This window comes from Arthrobacter sp. NA-172 (assembly GCF_043952055.1).
Taxonomy (GTDB): Bacteria; Actinomycetota; Actinomycetes; order Actinomycetales; family Micrococcaceae; genus Arthrobacter.
In genome coordinates, this window is the sequence record NZ_JBINOT010000001.1 from 479463 (window position 1) to 495429 (window position 15967).

16 protein-coding genes and 3 pseudogenes are annotated in these 15967 nt (G+C 63.5%); 9 read left to right on the forward strand and 10 right to left on the reverse strand.

Annotated elements, in window-relative coordinates:
• Positions 1-82: 82 nt before the first annotated feature.
• From ACF0H6_RS02430 to ACF0H6_RS02445, 4 genes and pseudogenes are all read right to left on the reverse strand, one after another.
• Positions 83-342, reverse strand: a pseudogene (locus ACF0H6_RS02430) (type B 50S ribosomal protein L31).
• Positions 343-482: 140 nt separating this feature from the next.
• Positions 483-1293 (reverse strand): annotated as a pseudogene (locus ACF0H6_RS02435) (TrmH family RNA methyltransferase).
• Between the two features lie 7 nt (positions 1294-1300).
• Positions 1301-2086, reverse strand: a complete 786-nt coding sequence (locus ACF0H6_RS02440) for a sulfite exporter TauE/SafE family protein (RefSeq protein ID WP_395248323.1) — start codon at positions 2084-2086, stop codon at positions 1301-1303.
• 33 nt (positions 2087-2119) lie between these two features.
• Entirely contained in the window at positions 2120-2905 is a 786-nt protein-coding gene (locus ACF0H6_RS02445; protein ID WP_395248324.1) for an ABC transporter ATP-binding protein, read from the reverse strand.
• 135 nt (positions 2906-3040) lie between these two features.
• On the opposite strand from ACF0H6_RS02445, the gene serB reads away from it, so the two are divergent.
• Positions 3041-3934: a phosphoserine phosphatase SerB gene (serB, locus tag ACF0H6_RS02450; RefSeq protein WP_395248325.1), complete on the forward strand. Its 894-nt coding sequence runs from the start codon at positions 3041-3043 to the stop codon at positions 3932-3934.
• A gap of 82 nt (positions 3935-4016) precedes the next feature.
• On the opposite strand, the gene ACF0H6_RS02455 is transcribed toward serB, so the two are convergent.
• Together ACF0H6_RS02455 and ACF0H6_RS02460 are read right to left on the reverse strand one after the other, a co-directional pair.
• A complete protein-coding gene (locus ACF0H6_RS02455) occupies positions 4017-4766 on the reverse strand; it encodes an SDR family oxidoreductase (RefSeq protein ID WP_395248326.1) in 750 nt (249 codons plus the stop codon).
• A 39-nt stretch (positions 4767-4805) separates the two neighbouring features.
• Positions 4806-5531, reverse strand: a complete 726-nt coding sequence (locus ACF0H6_RS02460; RefSeq protein ID WP_395248327.1) for a beta-ketoacyl-ACP reductase — start codon at positions 5529-5531, stop codon at positions 4806-4808.
• Positions 5532-5685: 154 nt separating this feature from the next.
• Between ACF0H6_RS02460 and ACF0H6_RS02465 the strand changes: the two genes are divergently transcribed.
• The 4 genes from ACF0H6_RS02465 to ACF0H6_RS02480 all read left to right on the forward strand — a co-directional run bounded on the left by ACF0H6_RS02465 (position 5686) and on the right by ACF0H6_RS02480 (position 7969).
• Positions 5686-6255, forward strand: a complete 570-nt coding sequence (locus ACF0H6_RS02465) for a DUF3099 domain-containing protein (protein WP_395248328.1) — start codon at positions 5686-5688, stop codon at positions 6253-6255.
• Entirely contained in the window at positions 6252-6599 is a 348-nt protein-coding gene (locus ACF0H6_RS02470) for a hypothetical protein (RefSeq protein ID WP_395248329.1), read from the forward strand. Before ACF0H6_RS02465 ends, ACF0H6_RS02470 begins: the two co-directional genes overlap by 4 nt.
• Positions 6600-7454, forward strand: coding sequence for an SURF1 family protein (locus tag ACF0H6_RS02475; protein ID WP_395248330.1), 855 nt, complete (start codon positions 6600-6602; stop codon positions 7452-7454).
• A 71-nt stretch (positions 7455-7525) separates the two neighbouring features.
• Positions 7526-7969, forward strand: coding sequence for an SRPBCC domain-containing protein (locus ACF0H6_RS02480; protein WP_395248331.1), 444 nt, complete (start codon positions 7526-7528; stop codon positions 7967-7969).
• 9 nt (positions 7970-7978) lie between these two features.
• Here the strand turns inward: ACF0H6_RS02480 and ACF0H6_RS02485 are convergent, their stop codons facing one another.
• On the reverse strand, positions 7979-9577 hold the full coding sequence (locus tag ACF0H6_RS02485) for an ABC-F family ATP-binding cassette domain-containing protein (protein WP_395248332.1): 1599 nt from the start codon (positions 9575-9577) through the stop codon (positions 7979-7981).
• Between the two features lie 365 nt (positions 9578-9942).
• Between ACF0H6_RS02485 and ACF0H6_RS02490 the strand changes: the two genes are divergently transcribed.
• The 4 genes from ACF0H6_RS02490 (at position 9943) to ACF0H6_RS02505 (ending at position 12865) form a co-directional block, all read left to right on the forward strand.
• A complete protein-coding gene (locus ACF0H6_RS02490) occupies positions 9943-10701 on the forward strand; it encodes a hypothetical protein (protein ID WP_395248333.1) in 759 nt (252 codons plus the stop codon).
• A gap of 156 nt (positions 10702-10857) precedes the next feature.
• On the forward strand, positions 10858-11472 hold the full coding sequence (locus tag ACF0H6_RS02495; RefSeq protein WP_395248334.1) for a biotin transporter BioY: 615 nt from the start codon (positions 10858-10860) through the stop codon (positions 11470-11472).
• 5 nt (positions 11473-11477) lie between these two features.
• Positions 11478-12245 (forward strand): energy-coupling factor ABC transporter ATP-binding protein, encoded by a 768-nt coding sequence (locus tag ACF0H6_RS02500; protein ID WP_395248335.1) that lies wholly within the window; start codon positions 11478-11480, stop codon positions 12243-12245.
• Positions 12242-12865, forward strand: coding sequence for an energy-coupling factor transporter transmembrane component T family protein (locus ACF0H6_RS02505; protein WP_395248336.1), 624 nt, complete (start codon positions 12242-12244; stop codon positions 12863-12865). Before ACF0H6_RS02500 ends, ACF0H6_RS02505 begins: the two co-directional genes overlap by 4 nt.
• On the opposite strand, the gene ACF0H6_RS02510 is transcribed toward ACF0H6_RS02505, so the two are convergent.
• The 3 genes and pseudogenes from ACF0H6_RS02510 to ACF0H6_RS02520 all read right to left on the reverse strand — a co-directional run bounded on the left by ACF0H6_RS02510 (position 12862) and on the right by ACF0H6_RS02520 (position 15963).
• Positions 12862-14091, reverse strand: coding sequence for a thiolase family protein (locus tag ACF0H6_RS02510; protein WP_395248337.1), 1230 nt, complete (start codon positions 14089-14091; stop codon positions 12862-12864). The two genes, ACF0H6_RS02505 and ACF0H6_RS02510, sit on opposite strands and share 4 nt — an antisense overlap.
• Positions 14084-15494, reverse strand: a pseudogene (locus ACF0H6_RS02515) (class I adenylate-forming enzyme family protein). The gene ACF0H6_RS02510 and the pseudogene ACF0H6_RS02515 overlap by 8 nt, the downstream one beginning before the upstream one ends.
• A gap of 136 nt (positions 15495-15630) precedes the next feature.
• On the reverse strand, positions 15631-15963 hold the full coding sequence (locus ACF0H6_RS02520) for a metal-sulfur cluster assembly factor (RefSeq protein WP_059389266.1): 333 nt from the start codon (positions 15961-15963) through the stop codon (positions 15631-15633).
• Positions 15964-15967 lie beyond the last annotated feature (4 nt).

Sequence of the window (15967 nt, forward strand, 5' to 3'; positions counted from 1 at the left end):
CCTGCCGGAAAACGAAAAAGCCCGCATCCGCCGGGAGTGCCGGTGGATGCGGGCTTTCGCTGAAGCTTTGGGGTGAAGTTGATTACTTCTTGCCGCCGAAGCCCTTGAAGCGAGCGTTGAAGCGCTCGACGCGGCCTGCAGAGTCCATGATGCGCTGCTTGCCCGTGTAGAACGGGTGGGACTCCGAGGAGATTTCGACGTCGATGACCGGGTAGGTGTTGCCGTCTTCCCACTCGATGGTCTTGGAAGAAGACACGGTGGACTTGGTCAGGAACTTGACGCCAGAAGCCAGGTGCCGTTGAAAACAACAGCTTCGTACTTCGGGTGGATATCAGACTTCATAGTGGGACCTTTTGTTCACGCAACTGGATTTTGCCAGCTGCCAGGTATGAATGGAGGTGGTCCGTTGCTGTCATAGGCATATTTCAGCGTCCGGGCCAACAACCAATCATAGCGGAAACGGCAGGACCACACGAACGGGCTTAGTCGCGCGGCCGCAGTTCCCAAAACGCCACAGCGGAGGCGGCAGCAACATTGAGCGAATCGACGCCGGCGCGCATGGGAATCTTCACGGCGAGGTCGACGGCGGCAAGTGTCTCCGGGCTCATGCCCGCACCTTCGGTGCCTCAGTACCAGGGCGAGCTTTCCGGGGTTGCTTGCGGCGAGGGCGTCCAGGTCCACGGCGTCGTCCGTCAATTCCATGGCGGCAACGGTGAAACCTTGTTCCTTGAGCCGTTCAAGATCACCGGGCCACGACTCGAGCCGCGCCCATGGAACCTGGAAGACGGTGCCCATGCTCACCCGGACGCTGCGGCGGTACAGCGGATCCCCGCAGCGCGGCGAGACCAACACGGCATCCACGCCGAGTGCGGCCGCGGAACGGAAGATGGCGCCAACGTTAGTGTGGTCAACAACGTCTTCGAGCACAGCCACCCGGTGCGCCCCGGCCAGAAGTTCTTCAAGCGGGACCGGAGCCGGCCGATGCATGGCCGCCATGGCACCTCGATGCAAATGGAATCCGGTGATTTCCTCAAGCAGGGCGGCCTTGCCGATGAACACAGGCACCTCAGGGAACTGCTGGAAAACGTCGTTGAGGTCTTCCAGCCATTTCTCCGCGAGGAAGAAGGAGCGGGGCTGATGACCCGCTGCCAACGCACGCCGGAGGACGCGGGAGGACTCGGCGATATACATGCCTTCCTCCGGCTCGCGGAGCTTGCGGAGGTGGACATCGGTAAGTTGAGTGTAGTCAGCGACGCGCGGGTCGTCGGCGGACTCGAGGTAGTGGAAGGTCACGGGGTTCCTATTTCAGCAGATTGGCAATCATGAACCCGAGCGCAACCAGGCCCAGCGCGAAAATCACGATGCGCAGCACGAACGGTTTCAGGCGCCGCCCGACTTTGGAGCCGACCACCCCGCCGATCAATGAGCTGACGGCGATGATCGCGACCACCGGCCACTCGATCCGGCCGAAGGCGAACAAGAGGTAGGAGCAGGCGGCCACCACGTTGACGGCCAACACCAGAATGTTCTTCATGGCGTTGGCGTTCTGTATGGTGCCCGTCATGAAGACACCCAGGATTCCGACGAGGAGGATGCCCTGGGCCGCCACGAAGTAACCGCCGTAGATTCCGGCGAGGAACACGAGGAGAACGAGCATAACCGTATGGCGCTTGTCCTGGATGGCATGTTCCGGATTACCGGCCCGGTCCTGGACCCACCGCTGGAGTTTGGGCTGGAAGAGCACCATGAGCAGCGCCAGCACAATCAGCACAGGCGCGGCGTAGTAGAAGACCTTCTCCGGGAGGTGCAGAAGCAGCCAAGCGCCGGTGATGGCCCCCACAACCGACGAAGGCAGCAAGCGCAGTAGCTGCCTGCCCCTGCCCTTGAGTTCGTGCCTGTAGCCCCATGCCCCGGTGGCATTGCCAGCCACCAAACCCATGGCATTGCTGATGGAGGCCGAGACAGGCGCGTAGCCCAGGGCGACCAGAACCGGGAACGTCACCAGAGTGCCGGAACCAACCACACTGTTGATGGTTCCGGCCCACAAGCCCGCGAAAAAAATCAGGATGCCGTTAAGGATCTCCACTGCTTCTGGTGCCGCCCCTTCTAATGCCGCAGCCTAGCGGCGGGCGGTGGCCGTGTAGCGGCCCGAGTTTTCGGTTACCTCAAGCTGCAGGCCGAACGTGTTGCTGAGGTGCTCTGCGGTCAGGACTTCTTCGATGGGGCCCGCCGCAACAACCGCGCCGTCGCGAAGCAGCATGGCATGAGTGAATCCGGGCGGCACTTCCTCGAGGTGGTGGGTCACGAGGACCATGGCCGGAGCATCTTCGTCGCGGGCGAGTTCTCCGAGTTTGTGGACCAGTTCTTCGCGTCCGCCAAGGTCCAAGCCGGCCGCCGGCTCGTCGAGCAAGAGGAGTTCAGGGTCGGTCATGAGGGCGCGGGCGATCTGCACACGCTTACGCTCCCCCTCCGAAAGCGATGCGAAGGAACGGTTCAGCAGCGGCCCCATGCCCCACTCATTGAGAAGGCCGAAGGCGCGTCGCTCGTCGTCGCGCTCGTAGCCCTCTCGCCAGCGGCCGGTCACGCCATAGGCAGCGGTGACCACAACATTCAGGACGTTTTCCTGCTCCGGAATCTGGTTGGCCAAAGCGGCGGAAGAAAGACCGATGCGCGGGCGGAGTTCAAAAACATCGACGCGGCCGAGAATCTCGTCAAGGATCCCCGCCTTTCCGCTGCTGGGGTGCATCCGTGCCGCGGCAATCTGGAGCAGAGTGGTCTTGCCCGCTCCGTTGGGGCCAAGGATGACCCAGCGTTCGCCTTCATTGACCTGCCAGTCAACCTTGTCCAGCAGGATCTTGGTACCTCGGACAACGCTGACGGAAGCCAATTCAAGAACATCACTCATAGAAGTAGACACTAGGTCAAAAACTGGGGTGATTGATAACCGAAACGAGGTCACACTGCCCGCGGGTCGCGCGGAACACAAACCTGAAGAAACAGTAATTCGGGCCGTGGTTCCGCGCTGGCTAAGATTGCAGCCATGAGTTCGAACTTGACTGCGGTCAGCTATGGCGTGAATTTGTCCCCTTCGGAGCTTGAACACCTGCGCACGGTGCTGTCCGGCTCGGGGGCTTCCTTCACGTCTGAGTCGCGTTCAGGGGACGAGCGTTTTGGGGTCTACACCCTTGGCTTGGCGCTTGACGGGGCCACTGCAGCCGACTTGTCCGGCATCCGGCGCCGGGTGGCGGACGCCGCGGCTCCCGGGATGGACACTGCGATCGTGGCCGACGCGTTGCGCGACGCTTCCCGCAAGCTGCTGATCATGGACGTAGACTCCACTTTGATCCAGCAAGAAGTCATTGAACTGCTCGCTGCGCACGCCGGTAAGCGGGAGGAAGTAGCGGCCGTCACCGAAGCCGCCATGCGTGGCGAATTGGACTTTGCGCAGAGCCTTCATGCCCGGGTGGCAGTGCTAGCGGGGCTGCCGGCCGCCGTCGTCGACGCCGTTCGTGCCGAGGTGCGCTTGAGTGAAGGTGCAGCGGAACTCGTGGGCGCTTTCAAGGCTGCGGGCCATGCAGTGGCTGTTGTCTCCGGCGGTTTCAACCAGATCCTGGGGCCCATCGCGCAGGAACTCGGCCTGGACTACTGGATCGCGAATGAACTCGAGATTGTTGACGGCGTGCTCACCGGCAAGGTCCTCGGTGACGTGATCGACCGCGCGGCCAAGGAGAAATACCTTCGGGAGTGGGCATCTGCCGAAGGGATCGACCTGGAGCACACCATTGCCGTGGGCGACGGCGCCAATGACCTGGACATGCTGGGCGCGGCGGGCATCGGAGTCGCTTTCAATGCCAAGCCAGCCGTCCGGGCGGTAGCCGATGCCGCAATCAACATGCCGTACCTCGACGCAGTCCGGCATATCGCCGGCGTCTGACCGAGGAGAGCACGCACAAAGGGCGGCCCGGGACTGTGTTAATCAGACAGTCCCGGGCCGTTTCTTCATCCGCAAAAGGTGATTAGACGCTCTCGCCGAAGTAGTCGGCGCCGCCAACGTACTCGGTGTGGCCGCTTTCGACGTCGGCCGTGGCCATCTTTGCCACCTCGGCGGCGAATTCCTCCACCGAATACAGCTTGCCGGCCTGGGCACGCCGGGCCTCGATAGCGCCCGGGTTGGATCGGTCAAGCAGAGTGGCCGTCACGGTGCCTTCGATCATGTCACCGGAAACCACCACGAGGGAGATGCCCTTGTCGGCGAGGTTCGGGAGCAGTTCGCGCAGTGCGACTTCGCCGGCGCGCTTGCTGCGGGCAACCGGCTCGTACTCAGGCATCGTGGGCACGGTCTCGACGAAGTGCGCCTGGTGGCTGGTGACGAAGACCACGCGGGAGCCTTCGGGCATCAGGGGAACCGCCGCGTTGAGCATGTTGATCTGCGCGTCACGGTTCAGCTTGAGGGCGTAGTCCTCCTCCATGCCGGATTCCATGCCGCCGGAAGCGTTGAGCACCAGGACGTTCAGCGAGCCAAACTCCTCCATGGCGGCGCTGGCCAGCGCCTGGACACCTTCCTGCGTGGTGAGGTCTGCGCCGACGGCGACGGCACGGCCGCCGGCCGTCTGGATGTCGCCCACTACCTTGTTGGCCCGGGGGGCCTTCTGGCGGTAGTTGACGACGACGGCGGCACCCTCGCCAGCCAGGATCTTGGCTACTTCAGCGCCGATGCCGCGTGAAGAACCGGTGACGATTGCCGTCTTGTTGTCCAGCAGTCCCATTCGTGCTCCTTTGTTTAGAACGTCCAATTTGTTCAAATCCTAGTGGCCCATGCCGAGGCCGCCATCAACAGGGATAACAGCGCCGGAAATGTAGGCGGCTTCGTCACTGGCGAGCCAACGCACCACGTTGGCGACCTCGGACGCTTCGGCGAAACGGCCAGCCGGAACACTCGCGAGGTAAGCCTTCTGGGTGTCCTCGGGAAGTTCAGCGGTCATGTCGGTGTTGATGAAGCCTGGAGCCACCACGTTGGCTGTGATGCCGCGGCTGCCGAGTTCGCGGGTCAGGGAACGGGCGATGCCCACCATCCCGGCCTTCGACGCCGAGTAGTTGATCTGGCCCGGGGCGCCGTAGAGACCCGACACGGAGGAGATCAGCACCACGCGTCCCTTGCGCAGGCGGATCATGCCTTTCGAGGCCCGCTTGATGACGCGGAACGCGCCTGTCAGGTTGGTGTCGATGACGGAGGTGAAGTCGTCCTCGCTCATGCGCAGGAGAAGCGTGTCTTTGGTGATTCCGGCGTTGGCCACCAAAACCTCCACGGGACCGTGGGCAGCCTCAACCGCTTTGAATGCTGCGTCGAGCGAGGCCTCGTCCGTGACATCGGCTTTGACGCCAAGGATGCCCTCGGGGAGCGGAGTCTCGCTGCGGTAGGTCACGGCAACCTTATCCCCGTTGGCGAGGAAAGATTCGGCGATGGCCAAGCCAATGCCGCGGTTTCCGCCCGTGATGAGGACGCTACGGCCGGTGGATACTGCTTCAGACATGCTCTTCTCCAGAGTTCCGCGGCAGCACCGTGCCGCTTGAAAGTGGGTGATTTCCTGGAATTGATCTTAGCCGCCGGGAGCCCGCAGCTGTGGGCACCTGCACTCGGCGCGGTTTGGGCGGCCCGTTGCATGGTGAGAGAATTGAGAGAAGCCGTTGGAGCGTGATGAATCAGCCGTGACAAGAGATAGCAGTCCCCTGCAGCAGGCACCCGGGGACCCGGACGCCGTTTCGGGCGAACCCGAGGTGCATAGCATTACCGATGCCGCCGCCGCCCACTCAGACGACATGCGCGAACGAATGATCAAATACGCCGTCGCCATGGGCATTCGCTTGGTGTGCATCATCCTGATCTTCGTGGTTGATGGCTGGTTCAAGATCATTGCCATTGCCGGGGCGGTGTTCCTCCCGTGGGTTGCCGTGGTGATTGCAAACGGCAGTGACAAAGCCGAAGTCCACAGCGATGCCCTACTGGACTACGTGCCAGCGGTCGAGCTGGAACGGTCGCCGGAAGCAGAACCCGAAACACCAGCGGATCCCGTCACAGTCTTCGAGGGCGAACTCATCGACGACGACGCCGCGCACCAGGAAGATTCCCGCCCGGAAACTGGAAACAGCGCCGGCGGGACGCTCAAAACGCCACACGGCGGAGACTCACCCCGCGGCCGAGAAGAACAGGCCAGTGGAGAAGGACAGCACAGCGGCGAAGAACAGGCGGCTTCATGAACATCTTCACAATGGGCGGCCTGGGCTTGGAAAATGAACAGCAGGATGGTCATCGCGAGCCGGCCCCGGCCGTGTGTTCACGCAAAGCCTGCCGGGCCGAAGCCGCCTGGCAGCTCTTGTGGAACAACCCGCGTATCCATACTCCCGAGCGCCGCAAGGTTTGGCTTTCGTGCCAGGTGCATCGCGAATGGCTGGAGGATTACTTGCAGACCCGCGGTCTCTGGAAGGAGACGATACCTTTCGATAAGGAAATGTCATCCTCTGGGGAACAGCCCGAACCTTCCAGCTCCACACCGGTTTCCGGCGACACCGACGCCACCCCTCAACCAGGCGAGGCCCGCTGAATGTACCGCTTCCTTTTTTCCAGCAAGTGGCTGGGCTACTTCGTTCTGGCCGTGATTTTCGCCACAGGCTGCGTGCTCCTTGGCCGCTGGCAAATGGACCGGCGGGCCGAGACGTTGGCGGAAATCAACCGTGTTGTCACCAACTATTCAGCCACTCCAGTTCCTTTCTCTGCCGTCAAGACCGAGTTCCAGTCCCTGAACCCGGAGCGGGAATGGACACAAGTGGAACTGCATGGAAGCTATGACGTTTCCGGCGAACGGGTGGTCCGCAACCGCCCGCTCAATGGCCAGCCCGGCTACGAGGTAGTGGTTCCGTTCCGCTTGTCCAGCGGCGAAGCGGTGGTGGTTGACCGTGGTTGGCTCCCCATCGGAAACAAGACTCCAGGCCACCCCGACAGCATCCCGGCCCCGCCGGCCGGTCAGGTCACCGTCGTCGCGCGTTTGAAGGCCTCAGAACCCAATCTGGACCGCGGCGTCGTTGACGGCCAGCTGGCATCCATCGATCTTCCCTCCTATGCGACGGAGCTCAGCTACCCTATCATGACCGGGGCGTACGGGCAGCTCGCCACGGAATCACCGGCGGTCCAGCAGATGCCCGCACCGTTCCCCATGCCGGCCACAGACGAAGGCACCCACCTGTCTTACTCCCTGCAGTGGTTTGCTTTCGGCGTGTTGATGTTCATCGGATTCGGTTATGCCGCCCGGCAACAGGCCCGTAATGCCCAGATCGACGCTGAGGACGAGGACGAAGAAATCAGCGCAATGCCGCGTCGCAAGGCACCCGCACCACGGAAGTCAAAGCGGCCAACGGCTGAGGAAGAGGAAGACGCCATCCTGGATGCTCAAGGCTACTGAACCGGTGATTCACAGGTCCGCTGGAGCGCTCACCCGTTGATCCACGGCGGTCATTCACTAGGCTGGTGTCCATGGCCGAATACACCTACGTCACGTACATCGAAGGAACCCCGGACCGGATTTGGACGGCGTTGACGGACGCCGCCCAGAGCGCCGAGTATTGGGGTCACGCCAACGTCTCGGACTGGAAGGCGGGTTCACGCTGGGAACACCAGCGTACGGATGGCTCCGGAACTGCCGACGTCGTGGGAACCATCCTGGAAGCAACTCCGCCCGTCCGGCTTGTGAATACCTGGGAGAATCCCGCGGTTCCAGAGCTTGGCAAGCCCGACGTGGTCACCTTCACGATCGAGTCGCATGACGGGATCGCAAGGCTCACCGTTCACCACAGGAACATCGCCGACGAAGAACAACTGGCAATCGCAAGCCGCGGCTGGTCGGCGGTCCTGTCCAATTTGAAAAGCTACATTGAACTGGGACGGCCGCTTGCCTCTGTGCCGTGGGAGATGCCCTGAATCTGATCCCTAAGCGAGGGTGATGAGGTCCAGGTAGTCTTCGTTCCAGTGGTCTTCGACACCGTCCGGGAGCAGGACCACGCGCTCAGGATTCAGGGCCTCGACGGCGCCCTCGTCGTGGCTGACGAGTACGACGGCGCCCGAGTAGTTCCGTAGCGCGCCGAGGATCTCCGCGCGGCTGGCGGGGTCCAGGTTGTTGGTCGGTTCGTCCAGAAGCAGGACGTTGGCGCTCGAAGCCACAATCGTGGCGAGAGCCAGGCGCGTCTTCTCACCACCGGAAAGCACACCGGCGGGCTTGTCGACGTCGTCCCCCGAGAAAAGGAACGATCCGAGGATCCCGCGGACCTCAGCGTCCTTCATGTCGGGGGCGGATGAACGCATGTTCTGCAAGACGGTGCGTTCATGGTCCAAGGTTTCGTGCTCCTGGGCGTAGTAGCCCACTTTGAGCCCGTGGCCCGGGACGATTTCGCCGGTGTCAGGCTTGTCCACTCCGGCAAGCATCCGCAGGAGGGTGGTCTTGCCCGCACCGTTGAGGCCCAGGATGACCACCTTGGAGCCGCGGTCGATTGCCAGATCCACGTCGGTGAAGATTTCGAGGGAGCCGTAGGACTTGCTCAAGCCCTCCGCCGTGAGCGGAGTCTTGCCGCACGGAGCAGGATCCGGGAAACGCAAGGCTGCCACGCGGTCATGCTCGCGGACTGCTTCCAGGCCGCCCAGCAGCCGCTCGGCACGCTTCGCCATGTTCTGCGCCGCCACGGCCTTGGTGGCCTTGGCACGCATCTTGTTTGCCTGGTCCATGAGGACCTGTGCCTTCTTCTCGGCATTGGCGCGTTCGCGCTTGCGGGCCCGCTCGTCAGTTTCACGCTGTTGCAGGTAGCGCTTCCAACCCATGTTGTAGAAGTCGATCTGCGCCCTGTTGGCGTCCAGGTGGTAGACCTTGTTGACCGTCGCTTCAAGGAGTTCCACATCGTGGCTGATCACGATCAAGCCGCCCTGGTGGCCTTTGAGGAAGTCACGAAGCCAGGTGATCGAGTCCGCATCGAGGTGGTTGGTGGGTTCGTCAAGGAGCAGTGTCTCGGCGTCGGAATAGAGGATCCGGGCCAATTCCACGCGGCGGCGCTGGCCACCGGAAAGTGTTTTGAGCGGCTGGTTCAGTAGGCGCTCCGGCAGGGCCAGGTTGGAGGAAATAGCTGCGGCCTCAGCCTCGGCGGCGTAGCCGCCTCCCGCCAGGAACTCGGATTCCAGCCGGTCATAGCGGTTCATCGCCTTGCGCTGGACCGTGGCGTCTTCGCTGGACATGTCCGTTTGAGCCTGCTTCAACTTGCCCACCACCACGTCAAGCCCGCGGGCGGAAAGGATGCGGTCGCGTGCCAGCTGTTCCATGTCCGGGGTCCGGGGATCCTGCGGCAAGTAGCCAATCTCACCGCTCCGGGCAACCTTGCCTGCTGCGGGCAGCCCCTCGCCAGCCAGAACACGGGTGAGCGTCGTCTTGCCGGCGCCGTTCCGGCCGACCAGTCCGATCTTGTCCCCCTTGTCCACGCGGAAACTGACCTGGTCCATGAGCAGGCGGGCGCCGGCGCGCAGTTCGAGTTCCTGGACGGTAATCAATTCGGGGGATGCCTTTCAATGGGGAACACCCGCAGCGCCGGGGTTCACGGCACGGCTGAGACGGAGAGGGGGCCGAACAAACGGCCTTTTCGATTCTACCGCCCGCCACGTCCCAAGCTCACCAGCGCATTTCCGCCCGGCTCGCGGACCGAACACGGGTTCCGCCCACGTGAGGGCGGGCGAAATGCCGCAAATATAGCCTCGCGGGCAGCATCCGTGGAACGTGACATCGGCCGGCCGGGAAATAGTAAGCACCCTTGCTACTCCGTTCGGCACGTGGTTAGGTGGAAGAGAGACCGGGCGAGGAGCCTTGGCATTGCGCTTCCTGGCTTGGGCCGGTTGGACGATTGCAAGGGAGGCTCTCGATGAGCAGTGCAACAGGATCCGATGGCAGGCACGTTCGGGCGGAACACATCCATGATGGAATCCCGGACGCGGCAGAACCACGCGAAGGACGGGCTGGCGATGTTCGCCGAAATGACCCCGGCACCGTTGACGGCCCGCGCAGCTATGCCGTTCCGGCGGTTTCCGACCCCGGTGCTGCCACTCGCGAAACCGTCATTGCAAGGGAAAAGGAACAATTCGGCGGAATCAAGCTCGGCTCCGCATTCTTCGGTTGGCTGACCGCCACCGGGATGGCGGTCCTACTCGTCGCCATCCTCGCAGCGGCCGGCATGGCTGTTGGACTCGCCACCAACACCAACGTCAATGACGCGGTGAACCAAGCGTCTTCCCAGACAGTGGGTATTGCGGGAGTCATAGCGCTCCTGGTGATCTTGTTCCTCTCCTACTACTCAGGCGGGTACGTGGCCGGAAGAATGGCCCGTTTCAATGGAGCCAGGCAGGGAATCATGGTCTGGCTTTGGGCAATTATCGTCGCGGTTCTCGTGGCATTGTTAGGGTGGGTCGCCGGATCGCGGTTCAATATCCTTGCGAACCTGAATAGCTTCCCGAGGATTCCAGTAAATGAGGGGCAGCTGAGCACAACTGGAATCGTCGCCGCCGTGGTCGTCGCAGTCATAACCCTCCTTGCTGCGGTATTGGGCGGACTGGCCGGCATGCACTACCACCGGAAGGTGGACCGCGCGGGGTTCACCCCCACGTACGACGACGCGGTGGACTAGCCGGGAGGCTCTCACCGCAAACAGACCCCGTTTGTGTCTTGGGTCCAAGGCTTGGCTCCACCGCTCGTGGATACCCTACAAAATTTTGCGTCTGGCCGCTCTGTAGTCTCGGTTTCAGGGGATTTCCCCACCCCCCGGCATCAGACAGGATCCACCATGAGCAGCATTAAAACCGTAGCTGCGGGACGCACATCCCGCCGTGCCCGCTGGACCTCCACAGACATCGGCCTCATCGCCGTCTTCGCGGCCCTGGTGGCCGCCTCAACCATGATTCCGGGCATTCCGGTGGGCGCCCTCGGTGTCCCGATCACCCTGCAGACGCTTGCGGTCATGCTGACCGGCCTCGTCCTCGGCGGCGGCCGGGCCTTTGCCGCCGTCGGACTCTACACACTGCTCGGTTTCGCCGGGCTGCCGATCTTCAGTGGCGGCCGTAGCGGACTCGGTATTCTGGCAGCCCCATCGGCCGGCTACATCATCGCCTTCCCGTTGGCTGCCGCCGCCGCCGGCTGGTTGACGGCGCGCGTGATCCGCAAGACCGTGAAGTACCGCGCCGTCTTCCTTTTTGCAGCCGCCATGGTCAGCACCATCGTCCTCATCCACGGCCTCGGAGTGCTTGGCTTCATGGTCAATGCCAAGTTCGACTTCGCCAAGGCGTTCCTGGCGGACCTGCCCTACTACCCCGGAGATATCATCAAGAATGTCCTGGCCGCGGTGATCGCAGTGTCCCTCCACAAGGCATTCCCGGACATCCTGGTCCGCCGCGTGAAATAGGCACAATGAACTCCATTATTCTCAGCGAAGTCACGGTGCGCGTGGCCATCGACGGCAGCAGCACCGCCAAAACTTTGCTGCGGGACGTCTCCTTGGAACTCACCGAGCAGCGGATCGCCGTCATTGGAGCGAACGGCTCGGGGAAATCCACCCTGCTGCGCTTGCTCAACGGACTGGTGGCGCCAAGCGAGGGTGTTGTCACCGTCAATGGCGCGGACAGCCTGAGGGACGTTCGCCGGGTGCGCGGCCAGGTGGGTTTCGTCTTCACCGATCCTCTCTCGCAGCTGGTCATGCCCACCGGCCGGGAAGACGTTGAACTTTCCCTTCGGCGTTCCATCAAGAATTCGAAAGAACGTGCGGCCCGAGCCGAAACTGTCCTGGAGCGGTTCGGCCTCCTGAAGCTCGCCGACCAGAGCATTTACGAGCTGTCCGGCGGGGAACGGCAACTGCTTGCCCTGGCTGCCGTCCTCGCAGTAGATCCGGCGGTACTGGTTCTCGATGAGCCTTCAACGCTTCTGGATTTGCGCAACAGGGAGCTGCTCCGGCGCACGCTTGTGGGCCTCGAGCAGCAGATCATCATGTCCACCCACGATCTGGACCTCGCGCTCGAAGCGGATCGCGCGCTGGTTGTGGACGGCGGACGCATAGTGTTCGACGGCGGAGCAGCCGCCGCCGTCGAACATTACCGCGCGCTGTGTGCCGAGGCAGCGGTGGTCGAGGTGACCGCGCCGGTTGAGGTGATCGCGCCGCGGGGAACGGTGCAGGCGACGTGAGGAGCCGCGGGGTCCTGATCGCGAACTATGTGCGCGGCGACTCTTTGGTGCACCGCGCACCCCTGTGGCTGAAGTTCCTCCTGGTTGCGGGCTGCGGCCTGGCATCGTTCCTGATTGTCGACTGGCTCGTTTCGGCCGTGGTCTTAGCCGTGATGTGCGGACTTTTCCTGCTCAGCGGCGCGGGGCTCAAACGGCTCGCGCACGCGGTGTGGCTAGTGACTCCCATCCTTCTGGCCATCGGCGCCTTCCAATGGTGGCAACTCGGCGGTCCCGTCGCAGCCCGGATCGTGCTCAACGTTCTGGTCTGCGTCGTGGCCGCGTCGGTCCTGACGGCCACTACTCCCGTGCAGGCATTGCTGGACGGAGTGGTGTCGCTATCGAAGCCGTTCAAGCGTTTCGGGGCGGACCCGGAACGTTTCGCGCTGACCATCGCCATCATGCTGCGGAGCCTCCCGTTCATCGCCGGGGCATTCTCCGACGTCCGCGATTCCGCGCGCGCTCGTGGGCTCGAACGCAATCCGCGGGCTTTGGTCCTTCCGGTGTTCATCACCACTGTGGCCTACGCGCGGCAAACCGGCGATGCTTTGGCTGCGCGAGGCTTGGGCGAGCCCGAAAACTAAGCTTTCCGCAATGGGGCGTAGCGGAACATCACCGCCGTGCCCATCCCGCCCGCGATGCTGATCATCGCCAACGCCAGGCTTTCCCTGCCCGGCGCCGCTTCGGCAAGCCTGCGTGCTTGAGACAGAAGCCGTGTGACCAGAACAGCCCCGGAGGCACCATAACCGTGTCCCAAAGCCAGCGCCCCGCCATCGAGGTTCGCCCGCTCCGGATCCACACCCAGCGCTTCGAGGCAGGCAAGCGCCTGCGAGGCAAATGCCTCATTGAATTCCACGAGATCCACATCCCGCGGCTCGAGGCCTAGCCCTGCCAGCAGTCGTTTGGCCGCCACGGATGCCCCGATTCCCAGCAGCTCCGGATCCACCCCGGCGGTGTCGCAACCCAGCACGAGGAGGCCGTCGGCAGCGCCAAGTTGCCGTGCCCGCTCAAGCGAAGTGATCACGACGGCGGAAGCCGCGTCCGCGTCGAAGCACGAGTTTCCGGCGGTCACAGTACCGCCCTGCACGAAGGCGGGCGGGAAGCGTGCCATGAGTCCGGCCTTGAGCGACGCGCGCGGTCCGTCATCCTCCCGCACCGCCGTGCCCTGTGACTCCAAAGGGACAATTTCCGGGGAAAACGTTCCGGCCAGCTTGGCTGCGACTGCGCGCTGGTGGCTGCGCACGGCAAATTCGTCCTGCCGCTCCCGGCTGATGCCGAATTCGCGCGCCACATTTTCGGCAGCTACACCCATGTCCGGATCGCCGAACTCGGGTGGCACGAAGGTGGCACGGGTGTAAAAGCGGGGTTCGCCGTCGGGGTCTGCGTTCCGCCTGGCACGCAGCGGTGCCGTGCTGATGCTCTCCACTCCCCCGGCCAAATAGACCCCGTTGCCGCCCGCTGCTACCAGCCGCGAGGCCAGGGCAATGGCATCCAGCCCGGAACCGCATTGCCGGTCCACGGTGAGTCCGGGAACATCCACCGGGAGGCCCGCTTGAAGGGCAGCATGCCGGGCCAGATTGCCGCCCCCGCCCACGGCGTTGCCAATCACGACGTCGCTGACATCCGCATCGGCAACACCCGAGACAGCGAGCAACGAACGCAGGACCGGAGCAAGGAGGTCTTCGGCCCGGAGGGACTTCAACTGTCCGTTAGCCCGGCAAATCGGGGTCCGGAGGGCCGCAATGATCACGGGTTGGCGCGAAGGGTCCGGGACCGTAGCTTCCTCACCGCCCGGCTGACCGCTACGCAAGGAGCTTCGCCCGGGGGTCGTTGTTCTTGATCCAGTCCAACAAGATCTGGCGGCTGACCTTTCCGCGGTCCGTCACGGGCAGCTCGGACAGCGCGAAATACTGCAGTGGCCGCTTGTCCCGGGCGAGTACACCTTCGAGGCCGGTCTTTACCCTGGGTCGCCGTCACGGAACCGCAGGACGGGAGAATTCCCGCGACCACCTTCTGGCCACGGAGCTCGTCCATCATGCCAGCCGCGACCGCCGCCGAAACTCCGGGGACTGAGGCCAGGGCAAGCTCCACCTCGTGTGGATAGACGTTCTTCCCCGAAGTGATGATCATGTCCGATCGACGGCCCAGGATATGCAGGACATCCGAGTCCAGGGTAGCCCTGGTCCCCCACGGTGTACCAGCCGGCAAAACAGCGCAGCGCCTGGCCGTCGTCACCCCACAAGTATCCGTTGCTGATCATGCCGCTGCGAACACAGATATTCCCGTGGGCCCCCTCAGGCAGCTCCGCGCCGTCGTCGTCCATGATCTTGAGCTCGACGCCGGGAAACGGTCCGCCGATGCCGGTGCCGCCGGCGTCGAGCGGTTCCCCTGCAAGAAGGCGCGTTCCGGAGACGAAACTGAGCTCGGAGGCACCGTAATACTCGAAGATGGCGGCGTTAGGCGCCCAACGCCTGGCGGCCTCCAGCGTACGGGCGTCCAGTTTCGATCCGGCGCAGATGATGCTGCGCACTCCCGACGCGTCCACTCCTCCGGCCAAGCCGCGCTCGCTCAGCAGGCGCAACATGGTGGGTGCCAGGACCAAGCGCGTGACACCGTCGTGGCTGATGGCTGCGTGGGCATCGCCGACGTCGAAGGACTCCAGTGTGTGGAAGGCGGCCCCCGCGTACAGGCATTCGGACAGCGCGTACAGGTTCAAGCTCGCCGCCAGGGTCCAGGGGCCAGCGTCCTATCCTCCGCAGTCAGCCCGAAGAATTCGATGGACGCGTCGAAGGAAACCTGCCAGGAGCGCCGTGATCGCGTGAAGGCTTTCGGGACAGACGTGGTTCCCGACGTCAGGCCGATCAGGAACGTGGTGTCAGGGGGGCCATCGGCGAGTTCCCGGCCTCCCGCAAAGGCCGGGGCCGCCGTCGATCCGGACAAGCCGATCTGCTCCGCGACCTCATCGATCATTGCCTGCGGCCACAACGGATCCAGCACCGCACAGCGCCGCTCGCCGGCAACCGCGGCGGCATAGGCGATGACAAAATCGAGGGAATTCGGCTCGGCAAGAAGAGTGGTCGCGGCAGTTCGTTCCAGCCGCAGTGTTGCTGCGTCCCGAAGGTCCGCCCAGTTGAGCCGCGTGCCGCCCACGACGACGGCGGTGTCGTCGGGACGTTCGTCGGCCCAGCGGTGAAGGTTATCCAGAAAGGGCACCCTTGGATTTTACCGTCCTGCCGCGCTTGGGGCGCGGACTATGACGCCGGACGTTCATCCTTCGACGACAGCACGACGGCGGCAGGTCACCTTCGCTGGGAAGGTGACCTGCCGCCGTCGTTGCTGCCGGAGGGACTTAGATGTTGAAGCCGAGGGCCCGCATCTGGTCCTTGCCGTCGTCGGTGATCCGCTCAGGACCCCAAGGCGGCATCCATACCCAGTTGAGGCGCCAGTCGTCGACGATGCCGTCGAGTGATTGGCCTACCTGCTCTTCAAGGACATCCGTCAGCGGACAAGCCGCCGTGGTCAGCGTCATGTCGATGAGCAGCGCGCCATCTTCTTCGGAGTACTTCAGACCGTACAGCAGCCCAAGGTCCACCACGTTGACACCGAGTTCCGGGTCAATGACATCCTTAAGCGCCTCCTCGACGTCCTCGAGGCTGGTGCGAGCCGCGTTGATTTCGGTCATGGCG